At 57.3% G+C, this 17,544-nt stretch carries 12 protein-coding genes and 1 tRNA gene; 2 read left to right on the top strand and 11 right to left on the bottom strand.

Going from position 1 to position 17,544, the window contains the following annotated elements; all coding sequences use genetic code 11:
• The first annotated feature begins 228 nt into the window (after positions 1–228).
• Positions 229–603: a helix-turn-helix domain-containing protein gene (locus tag WCO56_23330; GenBank protein MEI7732523.1), complete on the top strand. Its 375-nt coding sequence runs from the start codon at positions 229–231 to the stop codon at positions 601–603.
• A 160-nt stretch (positions 604–763) separates the two neighbouring features.
• Here the strand turns inward: WCO56_23330 and clpB are convergent, their stop codons facing one another.
• Positions 764–3,370 carry an ATP-dependent chaperone ClpB gene (gene clpB, locus WCO56_23325; protein MEI7732522.1) on the bottom strand — a complete coding sequence of 869 codons (2,607 nt, stop codon included), beginning with the start codon at positions 3,368–3,370 and terminating at the stop codon, positions 764–766.
• Positions 3,371–3,485: 115 nt separating this feature from the next.
• On the opposite strand from clpB, the gene rsgA reads away from it, so the two are divergent.
• A complete protein-coding gene (gene rsgA / locus WCO56_23320) occupies positions 3,486–4,520 on the top strand; it encodes a ribosome small subunit-dependent GTPase A (GenBank protein ID MEI7732521.1) in 1,035 nt (344 codons plus the stop codon).
• 15 nt (positions 4,521–4,535) lie between these two features.
• Here the strand turns inward: rsgA and WCO56_23315 are convergent, their stop codons facing one another.
• The 10 genes from WCO56_23315 to mpl all read right to left on the bottom strand — a co-directional run bounded on the left by WCO56_23315 (position 4,536) and on the right by mpl (position 17,436).
• The gene (locus tag WCO56_23315) at positions 4,536–6,701 is read right to left on the bottom strand and encodes a hypothetical protein (protein ID MEI7732520.1); all 2,166 of its coding nucleotides are present in this window, start codon (positions 6,699–6,701) and stop codon (positions 4,536–4,538) included.
• Between the two features lie 73 nt (positions 6,702–6,774).
• Positions 6,775–6,850, bottom strand: a tRNA-Thr gene (locus WCO56_23310).
• A 580-nt stretch (positions 6,851–7,430) separates the two neighbouring features.
• The gene (locus WCO56_23305) at positions 7,431–8,540 is read right to left on the bottom strand and encodes a hypothetical protein (protein ID MEI7732519.1); all 1,110 of its coding nucleotides are present in this window, start codon (positions 8,538–8,540) and stop codon (positions 7,431–7,433) included.
• A gap of 92 nt (positions 8,541–8,632) precedes the next feature.
• Positions 8,633–9,997 (bottom strand): MlaD family protein, encoded by a 1,365-nt coding sequence (locus WCO56_23300; protein ID MEI7732518.1) that lies wholly within the window; start codon positions 9,995–9,997, stop codon positions 8,633–8,635.
• Between the two features lie 7 nt (positions 9,998–10,004).
• Positions 10,005–10,763: an ATP-binding cassette domain-containing protein gene (locus WCO56_23295; GenBank protein MEI7732517.1), complete on the bottom strand. Its 759-nt coding sequence runs from the start codon at positions 10,761–10,763 to the stop codon at positions 10,005–10,007.
• A 2-nt stretch (positions 10,764–10,765) separates the two neighbouring features.
• On the bottom strand, positions 10,766–11,506 hold the full coding sequence (locus tag WCO56_23290) for an ABC transporter permease (protein MEI7732516.1): 741 nt from the start codon (positions 11,504–11,506) through the stop codon (positions 10,766–10,768).
• A 3-nt stretch (positions 11,507–11,509) separates the two neighbouring features.
• Positions 11,510–12,964 (bottom strand): hypothetical protein, encoded by a 1,455-nt coding sequence (locus WCO56_23285; GenBank protein MEI7732515.1) that lies wholly within the window; start codon positions 12,962–12,964, stop codon positions 11,510–11,512.
• A gap of 525 nt (positions 12,965–13,489) precedes the next feature.
• Complete coding sequence (locus tag WCO56_23280) at positions 13,490–14,203, bottom strand: class I SAM-dependent methyltransferase (GenBank protein MEI7732514.1); 714 nt, start codon at positions 14,201–14,203, stop codon at positions 13,490–13,492.
• A gap of 86 nt (positions 14,204–14,289) precedes the next feature.
• A complete protein-coding gene (gene lnt / locus WCO56_23275; protein MEI7732513.1) occupies positions 14,290–15,981 on the bottom strand; it encodes an apolipoprotein N-acyltransferase in 1,692 nt (563 codons plus the stop codon).
• Positions 15,982–16,038: 57 nt separating this feature from the next.
• On the bottom strand, positions 16,039–17,436 hold the full coding sequence (gene mpl / locus WCO56_23270; GenBank protein MEI7732512.1) for a UDP-N-acetylmuramate:L-alanyl-gamma-D-glutamyl-meso-diaminopimelate ligase: 1,398 nt from the start codon (positions 17,434–17,436) through the stop codon (positions 16,039–16,041).
• Positions 17,437–17,544: the final 108 nt, after the last annotated feature.

The raw sequence follows: 17,544 nt of genomic DNA, 5'->3' as shown, positions 1-17,544 counted from the left end.
CTAATTCCAGCCTCACGGGGCTTTTCTTATCGTTTCGCAGATGAATCAACCCTGGATCCCTTGCCCGGGCACGGCTGCAGGCACCGCCAAAGAACGCACCGCATCGGCGACCGGTAAATATTTTCTAAAAAATCCATTTGCATTGCGGAGGGTTCGCAATTAAGTTACTAACAGTAGGCGCCAATAGTGTTTGGCGCGGCAACCTAGATAATATATATGGCAAACAAAATGAGTGCGTTATCCGCGGAATTCGTGGATGTGATGAAGTTGATGGGCTGGAACCAGTCTGAAACCGCCCGCCAGTTGTACATCACCTCCTCGCATGTCAACCAAATCGTCAATGGCAAAGCCGAGCCCAGTGTGGCCATGGTTCAGTTGCTGAAACTGACCGCCCTGCGCCGCCGGCCAGAGTTGACCAGCCGCATCAAGGTGGACAAGGACGACAAGCGCAAGCTGTCCGCCAACCAGGAACCCGTGTTCGTCTCGGAATTCTGGGGCCTGATGCGCCGCCGGAAACTACGCAAGATGAACAAGGTTAAACAGGCGGAATACCTCAAGTCATGGTCCATTGTCTTAGGATTTCCGTTTAATCCAGAAGTGTAATCCAGCCTGGTTTACAATTCTTATCTGCCGCGCCCAATAAACCGGGCGCGGTATTTTTTTTCCAATTCAGGGTCCATCCACCGCCTGCTGCGAATTCTACGGGAGTATCCGCGGGCCACCATGGCGGCAAATATATTTGGCAAAAGGCACGCCAAACCCGTTATTTTTTCCCCATCACCAATGCTTCACCTTTGGCTGAAACCTTGATTCTATCGCCCGGTTTGAATTCGCCTTGCAGAAGTCGGAGCGCCAGCGGGTCCAGTAGCCACTGCTGAATGGCGCGCTTAAGCGGGCGGGCGCCAAATTGCGGATCATAGCCTTCCCGGGCAAGAAATTGGCGCGCCGATTTATCTGCTTCCAAAAACAACTGACGTTCCGCCAGACGGGTTTCCACCCGGCGTAGTTGCAGGTCCACGATTTGCGTCAACTGATCTTCATCCAACGCCCCAAAGATGATTGAGTCATCCACCCGGTTCAGAAATTCAGGGCGAAACTGGCGCTTGAGTTCGGCCTGTACCCGAGCCTCCATTTCCAAACGATCCGACCGCGAGACTTTGCCATCCAAATAATATTGCTGAATGATCGGGGAAGCCAGGTTGCTGGTCATGATGATCAGGGTATTTTTAAAATCCACCACCCGTCCCTGCCCATCCGTCAACCGCCCGTCATCCAGCACTTGCAGGAGGACGTTAAAGACGTCGTGATGCGCCTTTTCAATTTCATCAAACAGCACCACGGCGTAGGGATGTCGGCGCACGGATTCGCTCAGTTGCCCGCCCTCTTCGTACCCGACATACCCCGGCGGCGCGCCAATCAATCGGGCCACGGAATGTTTCTCCATGTACTCGCTCATGTCCATGCGGATCATGAATTGCTCATCGTCAAACAGGAATTCCGCCAGGGCGCGCGCCAGTTCGGTTTTACCGACCCCGGTCGGACCGAGAAACAGGAACGAACCAATGGGCCGGTTGGGATCCTGCAAACCGCTCCGGGCGCGGCGCACCGCATTGGAGACCGCCGTAATGGCCTCGCGTTGTCCCACCACGCGTTGTGCCAGTCGCTCCTCCATTTTGACCAGCTTTTCCCGTTCCCCTTCCAGCATCCGGCTGACCGGGATGCCCGTCCACACCGAAACCACCTTGGCGATGTCCTCTTCGGTGACCTCTTCGTTCAACAGGCGTTTGCCTTGCGGTCGTTCATCCAGAGTTTTTTGAGCAGCCGCCAGTTTTTGCTGCAATTCGGGAAGCCGCCCGTATTTAAGCTGGGCCGCACTGTTCAAATCCCCGCCGCGCTGGGCCTGTTCCATGCGCAGTTTGGCTTCTTCAATCTGGCCATTCAAAATGCTGACCACATTGATTGCGGCTTTTTCGGTATCCCATTGCGCTTTGAGCGCCCGGGATTGTTCACGCAGGTTGGCGAGATCCTTTTCCAGCTTTTTCAATCGCTCCCGCGACGCCTCGTCCTTTTCCTTCTTCAAGGCAGTTTGCTCAATTTCCAACTGGACGATCTGCCGTTCCAGTTGATCCAGCTCCGTGGGCAGGGAGTCCAGTTCCATGCGCAAACGGGAGGCGGCCTCATCCATCAGATCCACGGCCTTATCGGGTAGAAAACGGTCGGCAATATAACGGTGCGACAACGTGGCGGCCGCCACGAGCGCCGCGTCCTGAATGCGGATGCCGTGGTGAACTTCATACCGCTCCTTGAGTCCGCGCAGGATGGCAATCGTAGCCTCCACCGTGGGCTCGGCAACCTGCACCGGCTGGAAGCGGCGCTCCAGCGCCGGGTCTTTCTCCACGTGCTTGCGGTATTCGTCCAGCGTGGTGGCCCCAATGCAGCGCAGTTCACCACGCGCCAATTGCGGCTTCAACATATTGGCGGCATCCGCCGATCCCTCGGCTTTTCCGGCGCCCACCAGCGTGTGCAATTCATCAATGAACAGAATGACGCGTCCCTCGCTGGCAACCACTTCCTTGATGAACGCCTTGAGACGCTCCTCGAATTCGCCCCGGAATTTTGCGCCGGCGATCATCGCGCTGAGGTCCATGGCAATCACCCGCTTGTGCTTGAGGGATTCCGGAACATCTCCGCTGACAATTCGCCTGGCCAGTCCCTCGACAATCGCGGTTTTGCCCACGCCCGGTTCGCCAATCAGCACCGGGTTATTCTTGGTGCGGCGCGTAAGCACCTGCATCACGCGGCGAATTTCGTCATCCCGCCCAATCACCGGGTCCACCTTCCCGGCTCGGGCAAGGGCGGTCAGATCCCGTCCGTACTTCTCCAGCGTCTGAAATTTTCCCTCGGGATTCTGATCCGTGACCCGCTGGTTACCGCGCAATTCCGCCATGGCCCGCAGAACCTCGGCGGCTTTCACTCCCTGGCTCGACAAGAGTTTTTTCAAGACGTGGCCCGCCGCCTCGCAGAGGCCCAGGAGAAGATGTTCGGCGCTGATGAATTCATCCTTCAATTTACGGGCGTGCGTCTCTGCGGTATCGAGCGCCTGTTTCAACTCGGGGCTGAGAAATAAATCGCTGGAACTGGTGCCGGTCACTTTCACGCGGCGGGCGAGTTCCTGTTCAATCCCGGCTTGCAGACGCGGCAGCGCTACCCCCAATTTGCCGAGCAGTTGCGGCACCAGGCTATCGGCTTGGCCGAGCAACGCCAGTAGCAGATGCTCACCATCAATCGCCTGATGGCTGCGTTCCTGCGCCAGTTGGCGGGCGGCAGCCAAGGCTTCCTGTGCTTTTATGGTAAATCGTTCCATTTGCATAGCCATACCTCACACTGCTACTAATACCCATTTCTGCCCGTTCGTCAAGTTTCACTCGACGTCAGGATGCTGAATCTGTTACCATCCATGCAATGTTGACTTGTTCAAGAAACACATGCCTTTCGAGCATTTGACGCTGAGTTCCTTGGGTTGGACCCCGGAATTGGAACAATCGTTTTCTCCCTATCGAGCTAAATCCCTTCAGCCCGCCCGGGTGGTGGTGGAGGATAAACATCACTTTGTCGTCTTCTCGGAGGCGGGCGTCCTGCGCGCCCAATGCGCCGGAAAAGTGCTGCATCACGCCAAGAGTCCCGCCGAACTGCCCAAGGTGGGCGATTGGGTGGCCATTGTCGCCCTGCCTGCGGAGGAGAAAGCCGTCATCCACCATCTGCTGCCCCGAAAAACGCGGCTCTCCCGCAAAGTATCCGGCCGCAAGACGGACGAACAAGTCCTGGTAACCAACGTGGATGTGGCCTTCATCGTGCAGTCGCTGGACACCGGTTTCAACCCGCGCCGGATCGAGCGTTTCACGCTCATGGTGCGGGAAGGCGGGTTGCGGCCAGTCATTGTGCTCAACAAAGCCGACTTGGCGACGGATCTGGCAGGCTGGCAGGCGGAGGCGCAAAAGGTGGCGGGTGACACCCCCATTCTCATCGTCAGCGCCCATACCGGCAAGGGAATGAAAAGCCTGCGCCAACATATTCTCCCACATGAGGCGGCAGTTTTCATTGGCAGTTCAGGCGTGGGCAAAAGCAGCCTGATCAACCGCCTGTACGGCGACGAAGTCCAGGCCACCACCGAGGTGCGCGCGAACGATTCCAAGGGACGGCATACCACCAGTTGGCGCGAACTGATTGTGCTACCACAGGGTGGGCTGGTGATTGACACTCCCGGCATGCGCGAATTCCATCTTTGGATGGCGGGCGACGGCATTCACGAAACGTTTCCTGACCTGGAGGAGCTGGCCGCGGGTTGCCGGTTCACCAACTGTTCGCATACCACGGAAAAGCTATGCGCCGTACTCGCCGCCGTGGAGAACGGCAGTTTGGAGCGCGAACGTTATCAGTCGTTCTTGAAGCTGACACGCGAGGTGCAATTCCTCGAAAAGGCGGCCCAGCTCAAGCGCACCCCGCGTGCGAAAACGTGGTAACACATCGCCCACTGATCAAGGCTGAATCTGGATCGAACCCGCCTGGTTCGTCCCCAAAAACCATCCACCACCGGTCGTGCTCAACGGGTCAGCCTGCCACAATACTCCCTTGAACGTAGTTGCTGATTTAGCGCCCGGAGTTTTGAAACTGCCGCTGAATTGCCCGTCTTGGGTGAAGGTGATAACCACGTTGGTCAGACCACCACTCCCCGCTTTCAGGACCGCATTGCTGACAACCAGGCGGTTGGTCAGTGCCCCGTTCAGATTCCCCTGCTCCGCGATGAAAAATCCATTAGTCCAACCAACCACTGCCTGCTTTGTGGCCGGCGCGACATAGCGAGCCACCCCGGCGTTCCGCCATTCATCGAAACCGTTGGCATAATATGTTTCCTTCGCCAAGGCAGGTTTAACCCAATGAACGGCTTGCGGCATGCTACTGGTCAAACTCAGCCAACCCATGGCAAAACCGCGTCCGGCGTAAATCGAGTTATAGAACGGAATCCCGCCATCGGGTAGCACCACGGTGATCTGGTTGAGCAGACTGCCATCCGCCAAAGTACCTTTCACGGTCGCCACCCCAGCCGGGCTCACGGCTAATGCCGCCACGCCGTTACCGGCCGGACTGGTGACCGAATTGGTTGTCCCCTCCAGCTTCAACGTATAATTCCCGGCGAAGTTTTGCCCGGTTCCCGCTGTCTTATGTGCCTCCAGCAACGCCAGCCAACCCGCCCCCTGAAGCGTGCCATGGATGGTTTTGTTGGTATAATCCAACTGCAACGCCAGCGACACGGTGCTGGTTCCCAACCGCACGGACAACGCCGCCGTGCCAGCCCCAATGAAGGTGCCGGAAATCGGCGCCGCCACCGCGCCCGCCGTCAGTTTCCCGGTAAAGGTGCCCTTATCCGTCAGTGTGAGGCTGAAATATCCCGAATTGGTGACCACCGAATGGTTGGTCGGGGCAAACAACCCCGCATAATCCCCTTTCAAGGGAGTGAACGGATTCGGCACGAAATTGGCGGTTAAGGTAAGGTTGGATTGCATGACAAAGGTCAGCTTGGCCGCATTGGTGGCGTACCCCCCGGTCCACCCGTTAAAAACGTAATCTTTCCCCGGCACCGCCTGCACACTGTAGGATCGCCCCACTTCCAGAAGGTTGCTGGTGAACCCGATTCGGGTGATGCTGCCCAGTCCGTTGGTGATCAGCGTCAGTGGGCTCGTCACCGCGTAAATCATACGGAATGTATTCGTGGTGGAGGTGTTATTCGTCGGGCTCGCGCCATCCTGCGCATACACATCAATGACATTGGTGCTCAACGGCACGGAGGGCATATTCAAGTCGGCATACCAATTCGTGAATTTATTCGTGCTAAAGACTGCCGATGTCCAATCGTTACTGTTCACTCGTAGGTTAATTTTAACCACCTCGACGTTGTCGCTGGCCGTGCCAATTACGCGCACGATGCCATTGGTTCCCGTAATCCGGGCACCAGTCTTCGGCGTGGTCACCGTCAACCTCGGTTTAAACACATCGTTGCTGCCAGTACCGACGGTATGCCCGTTCACAACCGCGCCCACCAGGTCTTGCCAGCCTGTCACCGTGCCACTGGGGTTAATCACCGCCTGGCGGATTTTCCCCACCCCGGGAGCATATACCGCCGCGTAATATTGGTTGAAGGATTGGGCGGTATTATAATTATAACAGGAGGCCAACCCGGTAAATAATATGCAATCCTCAAACGTGCCGGCCTTCACCGTCACATTGGTGCTGATATTTGTGATCGTCATGTACCAGGATTCGAAGATGGAAACGGAGGACGACGCCACGGTGGTTACGGAGGTCCACGAGCCACCCACCACTTTACTGCCATCCAGCCACAGCAAGGATGTGCTGGGAACAAACCGGAAACCAGCCTGGATGTAACCCGCCCAAAGTAATTGATCGCCATTATAATAGTAATAATCAGCGACAGTCGGAGTGGCGGTATTGGAAACCGTAAACACCGGCACCGTGTTGAGCAGGTTACTGGTGACAGTGGTCTGGGTTTGCCCACTTGGCCCATCGTAAGCGAACATATCGCCGTCATGAAGCGGGGAGTATAAATGCGCCAGACCGGCGGCGGCATTCAGACAACCAGCCACCAAAAGGCAGGCAACCCAATTACGATAATTGATTGTTTTCATAAATAAAATCTGCTTTGCGCCACCGCCAACCTCCAAGCTGGCCGGCGGAAACTCCATCCGCACAACTGGAAACTGGAGCCAGTTGTCGGATTTGAACCGACGACCTGCTCATTACAAGTGAGCTGCTCTGCCAACTGAGCTAAACTGGCTTCAACTAATAATCAAGGACTTATGGCTTTGCTAATACCCCCGTACTTGACTTTGTGCTACTGCTACAGCTTGTGCTGCGGTAATGCCATGAAAGCCATTGAAAGCAATCAGGCACCCAGCGAAACCGCCGGGCAGCCTGACCGTTAGGTTATTACTGCGCAACACGGGATACAGTTTACACAGGTCTTTGCTAAACGCAAGCACCGCGTGCGCGGCTTGCGGAAGCGGGGTGACAAGTTTTACGCCCAACTATCCTTTGAAATATTGCCGTGCCCGAGAATGTGGGGCTCGCAGCAGAATCCCGCCATTAGACAGTGAATATTCAACCATTAAATCCACCTTTCTAATTCAAGCAGACAGGGATAACAAGTTGAACACAGATTCGCGTAAGCTCCCTCAGCCACAGAATAGACCTCCTCTCCCCGAGGGAGAGGAAAGAGGTGAGGGGGTATGCAGCTCCGGGAATTTCCCCGCTGTCGAAATCCCCCACGCCGTCTATTTGAGCCGCGCAATCTAAACCGTCGGGAGCATCATGCAGTTCCGCCCCCCCCTCACCCTAACACCGTTGCTGAAGGATGCTCAACGCACCGGACGCAGAAGCCGGACTTTATTGGAGTCCGTGTCGCCGATAAGAATGTTCCCGTTGGTTTCCACAAACACAGCGTGAGGACGCGCGATCTTGCAATTCAACGCGTCACCGTCTGGCCCACTCCCCTTCACACCCGTACCGCAAACGGGTTCGATTTTACCGGTAGCGAGGTCAATATAACGCACACAGTGATTCTCGGTATCCGCGACGAAAACGCGCTGACCATCCGGCGCCACCGCAATGCCTTTGGGACCATTCAAGGTTGCGGCCCGCGCCAAGCCGCCATTGCCGGTGAAGCCTTTCTGTCCCGTGCCTGCCACCAGATGGATGGTCCCTTTGCCCAGGTCCAGTTTCCAGACTTGGTTGCCCTCGCGCGTTGCCAGCCACAAATTGCCGGCCGGGTCAAAATCCAACGTGCGCGGTCCATTAATGGGAGCATCCTTGAAAGGTACACCGTCGGAAGGCGCGGTCCGTTGGCCATTACCCGTGACTGTGGTGATGATGCCGGTTTTGGTATCCACACGGCGAATACGGTGATTGCCAATGTCACACAGGAAAATGTTCCCTGCTCGATCCAGTTGAATACTGATGGGGAGTTTGAGCGCAGCCTTGATCGCCGGCCCGCCATCACCGGAAAAGCCCGCCATACCGGTTCCCGCCACCGTGGTGATAATCCCGGTCTTGAGATTAACCTTGCGCACCCGGTGGCTGGCCGTATCGGCAATATAAAGGTCACCAGCAGTATCGAAACGCAGTTCATGCGGCTGATTGAGTTGCGCCTGGATGGCTGGTCCACCGTCACCACCAAACCCGGGTCGCCCGGTCCCCGCAACGGTGGTAATAATTCCCCGGGCATCCACCTTGCGCACGGCTCCGCTATTAAAATCGCAAACGTAGATAGAACCGTCCGGGCCGCGCACCACTCCGAAAGCGTTGTTTAACTGGGCTTGGGTGGCCACCCCACCGTCCCCGGAATAGCCGGGCTGACCACTGCCGGCAACGGTTTCCACACGCCAAGCAGGCGCGGCCAACAAGGTTGGCGCGAGAAATACCATCGCGGCAATTCCCGCGTAACCGATCCGGTGGCGCATATTGATCATGAGAGCAAAGTACCGCGAATCATGGCTGGCTGCCAAGCCTGCAATCCACCTGAAATTATGCCGGATTGGTAATGACCAGCCAAACGCTCACATCAGAACAAATTGTTCACCATCATGCCCATGACGCTGAGCGGGCCTTGATCCTCCAAACCTTCCGTGGCCTTGTCGAGTTTTTGTAGGGTCATCTTGGCATTTCGGATCAGGCTGTCGTCATTGATAAGTTTGCCGACGGAACCCTCGCCGCGATTCACCTTGTGGAGAATCTCGTTGAGTTGCGCCATGGCATCCGTGGTCTCAGTGTACAGTTTTTTATCGGTCAGCAACATGCCGACGGTGCCGCGGCCGGCATTGGCTTGGGCGACAATTTCGGTGACGTTGGTGATGATGGACTGGGCTTTGGCGATGGTCGCGCGCACATCCGCCGCCGTGGCCTCCAGGGTGGTGACCGTTGCCAAGCCCTTGATGTATAGCGTATCCTCGGTGAGCAGCTTGCCCACGGTGCCGCGGCCATTCTTCAGGTCGGTGGTCACCACCGACATGTTCTCCAGATTCGTGCGCAGGTTCAGGATGGAGGCCGAGATATCGTCTTTGCGCGTTTTGATCAAATCCGTCAGTGGCCCCAGCATGTTGTCCAGTTTGTCGCCGCTGAAGGTTTTGGTGACGTTTTCCACGCCGGTCGCCACGCTCTCCAGCTTGGTCATGATGTCGTTCAGATCGGGCTGTTCAACCGTCTGGATATAGGTATCATCACCCAATGGAACGCCTTTTTGATTCTTCACGATCAACGCCGGATAGGCATCCTCCAACAGGAGACGATTGCACCGCAACTGGTCTTCATCCAGCAGGCTTTGGGCGACCAGATCGGCGGTTTCCGCGGAAAGCTTAACCCCCGCAAACCGGTTGGTGGCAAAGATGGTGTCGCCTTTAATAATTTTGTTCAGTTCCTTGGCTAACATGGCTTGCTGTTTGTCCGCGGGAACACTCGCATCCGCCAAAACCAGCTTGGTTTCCGGCGTTAGTTTGCTCCAAAGGAACGCGGACACCGGGTTCGAGACATCCGAGAGTTTGGCGATCAACGCGGTAACATCCTTGAAATCTTTATCCACAAACAGCGTGGAGGCGCCGTCGCCAAAATTGACCTGCACATAATTCTGCCCCATCAGCCCGGCAAAACGAATGGCGGCTCGGCTCGAGGTAAGCACGGTGACGTCCTTGTTCAGCCGCATGGTGACGCGCACCAGGTTGTTGGTAAGCTTGAGGTCCATCACCTTGCCAATGGGGACACCGGCCATTTTCACGGTATCGCCCAATTTCAGTTCGTGCGCGTTGTGAAACAGCGCGTGGAGGCGGTAGGTGCCCTTGAAGTTCAGGCTGCCAATGACCTCCAGGATGACCACGGCCGTGATGACGGCCAGCGCGGCAAAAATGCCCAGACGGGTTTCCAGTGAATTTTTCATGCGAATCTCAGTGTTTTGTAAATTTAAAATTGGCGTTCAGGAAGGCCAGCACGCTGGCATCCGAGGTTTTACGAATGGCTTCCGGCGTGCCCACGGCCCGGATTTCTCCGTCCAGGATAATCGCCATGCGGTGGGCGATCCCAAAGGCCAGATCCCGATCATGCGAGACCACCACCGACGTGGCGCCGGTCTCCTGGTTCAACCGGGCAATCTCCTCGCCAATGGTGACCGACATGACCGGGTCCAGTTCGCTGGTCGGTTCATCATAGAAAATCAGTTGCGGCTCAATCACCAACGCGCGCGCGATGGACACGCGTTTTTTCATGCCGCCGGAGAGTTCGTTCGGCATTTTATCCTCGACGCCCTTGAGCCCCACCGCCTCCAGTTTGGCGGCCACAATGCGGGCGATTTCGGCGGGCGGTTTCAGCCGGTGCTCGCTCAGGTAAAGGCCCACGTTTTCACCCACGGTCAAGGAGTTCAGCAATGCCCCGGATTGAAAGACCAGCGCCATGCGGTACTGCTCCATGACCTCCGGCGAGGTGATGGGCTTCCCGCCAATGAGCACTTCCCCGGCATCCGGCGTCTCCAAACCGATCAAATGCTTGAGCAACACGGTTTTGCCGCTGCCGCTCGGCCCCATGATGACAAAGCACTCGCCCGGGTTGACCTCGAAGCTCAACCCTTTCAGGACGGCTTGGCCGTCAAAACTCTTGCGCAGCCCGCGCACTTGCAGGCCCACACCGGTGACTGTTGACGTGCCGCTCATGGTTATAAGTACAGCAAAACGCGGGTGAGGAAATAATCCAGGATCAGGATCAGCACGATGGAATTCACCACCGCCTTGGTCACCGAGCGTCCGATGCCGCGCGGGCCGCCGATGGTGGCCAAGCCCTGCTGGCACGACACAACGCCGATGACCATTGCAAACACAAAGCTCTTGATCAACCCGTTGAGCACGTCCTTGACCTTGACCACCTCGCTGAGGTTGTTGAAATAAGCCGAAAATGTGAGATCAATTTTCTCGTTGGCCACCGACACCAGCGCGCCGCCCAGCCAGGAGGTGATGACCGCGAAAATTACCAGCGTGGGCAGCGCCAGGGAGATGGCGACCACCCGGGGCAGCACCAGGTAACTCACCGGCTTGATGTTCATCGTGCGCAATGCGTCAATTTCCTGGTACACCTGCATGGAGCCGATTTCCGCCGCCATGGCTGACCCAATGCGTCCCGCAATCAAAATGGACATCATGACGGGCGCCAGCTCTTTGCAGGCTGAGAGCCCCACAATGCCGCCCAGCAGGCCGGACAGCCCACGCTCCGCCAGCACCGGCCCCGTTTGCAGCGCCAGCACGCCACCAATGAAGATGGAAAGAATGCAGGCCATCAGCAAACTTGCGTTGCCGATTTCAAACAACTGCTCGAACACCTTCTGCCGCTGCCGCCACGTGAGCGGCAGCGCCATCAGGGTGCGCCATGCCAATAATAACAACTCGCCAATGCTTCGAAACATAGTTTATTCAGGCCGGGGCTTTGCGGCCACCGCCTTGGATGCGCCAACCGGGAGGTTGAATATCCGCCACTGCTTGCCATCCGGCCCGGATTGATACTGGAAAAGACCAAAGAAAATCGAGCTTTTTTTTGTATCGGGGGTGGCATCGCTGCGGTACAGATTCCACAGCAACGATTCGCTGCTGGCCCCGGTCTTGGAATTCTTCTCCGCACGCCACAACGCGTAGAGGTTGGAATAGTTGCGCTCGATGCTCTTGTTGTTGGGAATAAACGGTTCCAAGACGGTCAATACTTGGAAGTGCGAGTTGTTCTCCATGTCGCGCTCCTTTAAAAACAACGGCCACAGCGTGGTCCGCCGCCGGGATTCCTTGGTGGCGGTGTTGCGCTCAAACCGGTCCATGTACAGGTAGAACATGATCCGCAGGTAATCCCCCGCGAGTGGATCGGAACGAATCCGGTTATATTTATACAGCGGCCAGAGCCAAAAGCCGCTCTGCTGCTTGGCGTTGTACGCGTGACTGTAGAAGGGGAACACGCGGGAAGTATGCTTGCCCGGCCCGCTCGCAAATACCACCAGCGGCCAGGGCATGCCGCGTTCCCGAAACTGCTGTTGCCGGTCATCGGTAACGGTGTAACCGAGTGGCCAAAAGTACGTCGTGGAATCGCGCAGCGGCGAGCGCTCGTAGGCATAGAATGGCAGGAGCGACTCCAGCCGGGTCACATTCGTGGTGCCCAACCCCAGTGTGTTGTGGAGATAGAACGGCCAGAGATAAAACGATTTCTCATGGCCGGGGATCACTTCCGCCTCATCATACCGGTTGGTAATGGTGCAGGCATCCTTGATTTCACGCCCGAGGAACGGCCAGACCTGCCAACCTTCCAGGTGATTGCCATGCCGCACATGGCCAACCGGATACAGGTAATTGTAGGTAATCACATCCCGTTTCACCGACCGCACATAGAGCGGGAACATCACCCAGTTGACTTCATCGCGCAGCAGCCGGTTTTTGACGGTCCCATAAAACGGCATGACCGCCGTATAACTCGCGTTGGACTCCGCTGAGCGGGTGCGAAAATAAATCGGAAACAGCGTAAAACCATCCTTGGCCTGGTCCGCCTGGTTTTTCCCACCGGAAAACGCGATCAATTGCCCAAAATGCAGCCGGTACTCGCTCCCAAAGCAGTCATAGGAAATCAAGGGGTACAGGATGTCCCATTCCGTCATTTCCAGTTCCGGATCGGAGGTGGTGGAGAAAAAGGGTGCAAAAACGCTCGTCACTTGCGAGCCCACCTTTTGATGGCTGAAGAACGGTCCAACACATTCCTCGCGCACACCGGTCGTCAGCACCAAGGGACTCTGGTTAATGAGCGGACCATAATGCTTTTCATCCTCGGCGGCTTGGCATAGCAGCGCAATACCGAGCCAGACAGTGGCCAGTATGGGCGAAAAACGATTCATGTTGTAAGTCGTGCCAACGACATCGTCGGGGCATAGTACGGGTCGGCACCCCCACGTCAAGAATCGTATGCGGCATTCTATGCCAGCCCAGATCTGCATCAAGCTCGGTTTGGTTCAAGCTGGAAGCGGCGGTTCGGGGGTTCCCATGGCCGCGGAATTACCCGAAAGCAAGTGCATCCGTTAAGCCGATTCCCTCAGCCGGATAATGCAATCCTCTCCCAGAGGAAGAGGAAACATGTGAGGGGGTACGGAACCACAGCCCCTGCCCACCTCGTATTTTTCGTTTCAAACTCCAGCGGCCTCGCCGCCAGACCTGAGAGACTTTCACCCCCGATTACACACCGCTTCTCCGAGCGCTCCTGCCGGCCAATCTTTCTGCAAAATCGGCTCCATTCCACATTCCGAAATCCGAATTCCGAAATCAAGGATTCCGCATTCCGAAATGGAGGGTTCCCTATATTTTTGCCGGTTTATTTTTCTGCAAAATCGGCTTCATTCCGAAATCCGCAATCGAGGGTTCCGCAATCAAGGGTTTCTCACACTCAGGCAATACCCATCTTCCAAGGTGGCGCTGACTACCACAGAGTCATACTCCGGATGCGCCATCAGCAATTGCAAATAGGCCTTCATCCCCTCGCCCGGTTGGGCCGCGTTATTGGCCAGAATCAGCGCATGTTCGGCCAATTTGGCCGGATGCAGCTTCTGGAAATAATCCACGTGCCCGGTTTTATCGGCATCCAGCAGCACGAAATCAAATGCCCCTTTCAACGTCGGCACCACCTTGTGGGCGTTCCCCGTCAGGCAGGTGACACGCTGCCCCAATCCCACCGCCACCAAGTGTTTCCTGGCCAACTCCACCCGTTCCGGCAGAATTTCGATCGTGGTCAGTTTCCCGCGCGTTTCCGCCAAAGCGGCGGCCAGCCAGAGCGAGGCAAACCCCACCGATCCGCCCACCTGCAACACATTCTTGGCCCGCGCCAATCGCACCAAGGCATTCAGCAACCGCCCCTCTTTGCGTGGCAACCACATGAAACGCTCCACGGCTGCTTCCATCGGCCCCAGTGCCTGATCCAAGTCCGGCCAGGCCTTCCCCTCCCCTTTTCCACCGGCCAGAGCAAGGGAAGTTCCCGAAAGCAGACCGGCAAACGTCACCACACCCGCTCCCGAGAGCGAGGCCTCGCGTAAAAAATTACGGCGGCTACTAGACTGAGGTTTGCGTTGCACAGACGTTTTCATCATGACGCCGGTGAGCATGAAACGATTCCTCGGAATTTTGAAGCACTTTTTCTCGCTCGCAACGGATGAACCCAAAGTTACGGGATTTTTCACCGTGGTTCCGCCTCGCGAAAGCGCCGTCGCACGCCTACCAACAGCAGTCCGCCAATCGCGCAACCCCAGCCGAACCAATCTCCATGACGCTGATAGAACGTGGGCGTGCGCGTTGCGGCGTCGGGAATGGGGATGGTCATGGCTTTGAAGGTTTCGCCAAATTGATATTCCAAATCCTCGGGATAGAGTTCATGCATCTGCCCCAACGGGTCCACCCAGGTGGTCAGGCCGTTGTTCGTGCAGCGCAGGAGGGGACGCCGCACTTCCACGGCGCGGAACAGGGCGCTGATGGCGTGCTGCCATTGCGCCGCGCTCTGACTAAACCAGCCGTCGTTGGTCAGATTGACCAGGATATCGGTTTCCTCAGTGGCGGCCGCCCGCGCCAGGTCGGCAAACACATCTTCAAAACAAATCAGCACCGAGGCGACGAGGCGACGAGGCGTCCCCATGGTGCCAGAAGCCTCGTTGGTGCGCGGCGGCACGGTGAATGCAAAGGGCACCGGATGTTTGCCCCGGGCGAAACCGCCGCTGATGGGGGTGAACATTTTTACGAACGGCAGCCAATCCACCAGCGGCACATATTCGCCAAAAATCACCAATTTCTGTTTGTCATACCGGGCCGCCAACCGGCCACTGGGTGATACCAGGAAGCTGCTGTTAAAATAATCCGGTTCTTTCCCGGATGCTTTGGGCTCGGCATGATCTGAACCGACGATCATCCAGACGCCATATTTTCGCGCCAGGTTGGTCACGGCGCGATACGTGGGTTCGTCGTAACAAAGGGTTTCCGGGATGGCGGCTTCCGGCCACAGCAACAGGTCGGGCCGCGTGCGCAACGCCAGTTCCGTGAATTCCAACAGGTGATTGAAACGGTTCGAGTTGCCGCGCCCATCCCAGATCAATGTTTGCGGTACGCTCGGTTGAATCATCAGCACCCGCAATGACGACGCGGGCGCGGCCGGATAACGCCAGATCTCGCGCGCGCCCCAGAGCCAGACCCCCAGGCCAAACACCGCCACCGGCAGAAAATCCCCCAGCCATAACCGGCGCTGCGCGGGATTCAACCCATGCACCACCGCCGCCATCACCAGCACCACCGCTCCCCACGCCACCAGGAAAGAAAGGCCCGGAACCCCGGTTACTGAGACGATTTGAATCAACGGCAGCAGTTCATATTGCGACATGCCGAGCAGGTTCCACGGGAAACCGGTCAACATCCAGCCGCGTACCATATCCAGCCCCACCCACAACATGGCGGCGCTCAATGCCCAACCGCCGCGTGCCAACAGACTCGTCGCCGCAAACCGCCGGGCCGCTGCCACCCACGATTCATCCGCCTGAAATCGAACCGGCGCGATCCGCCATGACACCCATACCCACGCAGCGGGATACAACGCCAGATACGTACTCACTGCCACCCAGCCCAGTAACGGGTAAAACTTATTCACGGGGATATACAAGAGCCAATAAAGGGACGTGGAAAAATGCGCCACCCCGGCCACGAAGCCCACACGAAACGCCGGACCGGACCGGCAACCCAAGGCCGCGAACAGTATCAACCCCGGCGCCAGCCACGCGAGCCCCGCCATGCGCACCGGTGGAAACGCCAGTGAAAGCAACACGCCCGCCAGCACCGCCACGCCATAGCGGGCGTAACGGCCAGCCTGCAATGAGAACTGTGTATTCAAACGCTGCGTTGCATCATGGGGCGGCTCTTGCTTTTCACTCCGCAGTCCGCAATTGGACTAGCGTGGGAAGCGGAAACGCTCCAACAACCGGGCGTGGATGTTGCCGAACCCGCCGTTGCTGAATATGCAGACCACGTCGCCCGGCTCCACATGTTGGGCCAGATGCTTCACAATCGTGTCCACATCCGGCAGGTACGCCGCCGCTTTACCATCGGCCTGAATGTCCCGCATGAGTTGTTCGGTGTCGAGGCGTTCCGCCAGGGCAATTTGCTCCAGCCGGGCCACCTGCGCCACCACCACCGCATCGGCTTCCGCGAACGCGGCGGGGAGTTCGTGCTGAAACACATTGCGCCGGGTGGTATTCGAGCGCGGCTCAAACACGGCCCATAGTTTTTGCGAGGGATACTTGATGCGCAGCGCCCGCAATGTTTCGCGGATGGCCGTGGGATGATGCCCAAAGTCATCCACCACCGTCACCCCGCCGCTGATGCCCCGCACCTCCATCCGCCGGCGGATGCCCTTGAAGGTGTCGAAGGCGGATTGAATCTGCTTGTTGCTCAGGCCGCAATGCTTGGCGCAGGCGACCACCGCCAATGCGTTCCGCACATTGAATTCCCCGACCAGGTTCAGGTGAAACTTGAAGCTGGGGATTTCAAATTCCGTGGCTGTGGGACCATAGCGCAGGTTGAAACCGTTAAACGCGTTCTCAGCGGCCAGCCCGAACTTCTTGACGGGGCAATGATTCACGTTCAGCAGCGGTGCCAGGTTGTGATCATCGCCATTGGCCAGCAACAGGCCGTTCCGGGGAATCAGGTTGATCAGCCGTTTGAAGGTCGTCTCCACCGCCGCCAAATCCGGGAAGATATCCGCGTGATCAAACTCGAGGTTGTTCACGATCGCGACTTCCGGGAGGTAATGCAGGAACTTGCTGCGCTTGTCGAAGAACGCCGTGTCGTACTCATCCCCTTCAATGATGAACCACTCGCTTTCAGTAAACCGCGCGCCCTGGCCGAAGTTATTCGGGATGCCCCCGATCAGGAAACTCGGGTTCAGGCCGTTGTGTTCAAATACCCAGGCCAGCAGCGACGTGGTGGTGGTCTTGCCATGCGTGCCGGTGACGACCAGTGAGCGGCGGCCCTGGATGAAATAATGCTTCAGCAACTCGGGCAAGGAACAGTATCGCAGACGCTTCTCCAGCACCGCCTCCACCTCCGGGTTGCCGCGCGAGATGGCGTTGCCGATCACGACAAGGTCGGGCTTATGCGCCAGGTTTTGTTCCCCGTAACCGATCATCACGGTGATCTTCCGCTCCGCCAGGAAGGTGGACATCGGCGGATACACGTTGGAATCCGAACCGCTGACTTGAATGCCTTTATCCTGCATGGCCGCCGCCGCGGAGGCCATGGCGGTGCCGCAGATCCCGACAAAATGCACTGATCGTATTGCTGAAATCATGCGGCAATCATGGGGATATTTGCCGGAATGAAAAGCAGAAATTCAACCCGGCAGGGTCGAGTAGGACTGAGGCGCACGCAACCTTGCGGTCCATGTTTCCTCAGTCCC

The sequence above is a fragment of the Verrucomicrobiota bacterium genome, from assembly GCA_037139415.1.
GTDB lineage: Bacteria > Verrucomicrobiota > Verrucomicrobiia > Limisphaerales > Fontisphaeraceae > JBAXGN01.
This window is presented reverse-complemented; position numbering and strand designations above follow the sequence as displayed.

Bases quoted from the DNA above. Each gene is read 5' to 3' on its own strand.
- WCO56_23315 (MEI7732520.1), bottom strand. From the start codon at position 6,701: ATGAAAACAATCAATTATCGTAATTGGGTTGCCTGCCTTTTGGTGGCT.
- mpl (MEI7732512.1), bottom strand. From the start codon at position 17,436: ATGATTTCAGCAATACGATCAGTGCATTTTGTCGGGATCTGCGGCACC.
- WCO56_23290 (MEI7732516.1), bottom strand. From the start codon at position 11,506: ATGTTTCGAAGCATTGGCGAGTTGTTATTATTGGCATGGCGCACCCTG.
- WCO56_23280 (MEI7732514.1), bottom strand. From the start codon at position 14,203: ATGATGAAAACGTCTGTGCAACGCAAACCTCAGTCTAGTAGCCGCCGT.
- rsgA (MEI7732521.1), top strand. From the start codon at position 3,486: ATGCCTTTCGAGCATTTGACGCTGAGTTCCTTGGGTTGGACCCCGGAA.
- WCO56_23285 (MEI7732515.1), bottom strand. From the start codon at position 12,964: ATGAATCGTTTTTCGCCCATACTGGCCACTGTCTGGCTCGGTATTGCG.
- WCO56_23300 (MEI7732518.1), bottom strand. From the start codon at position 9,997: ATGAAAAATTCACTGGAAACCCGTCTGGGCATTTTTGCCGCGCTGGCC.
- WCO56_23305 (MEI7732519.1), bottom strand. From the start codon at position 8,540: ATGATCAATATGCGCCACCGGATCGGTTACGCGGGAATTGCCGCGATG.
- WCO56_23330 (MEI7732523.1), top strand. From the start codon at position 229: ATGAGTGCGTTATCCGCGGAATTCGTGGATGTGATGAAGTTGATGGGC.
- WCO56_23295 (MEI7732517.1), bottom strand. From the start codon at position 10,763: ATGAGCGGCACGTCAACAGTCACCGGTGTGGGCCTGCAAGTGCGCGGG.
- clpB (MEI7732522.1), bottom strand. From the start codon at position 3,370: ATGCAAATGGAACGATTTACCATAAAAGCACAGGAAGCCTTGGCTGCC.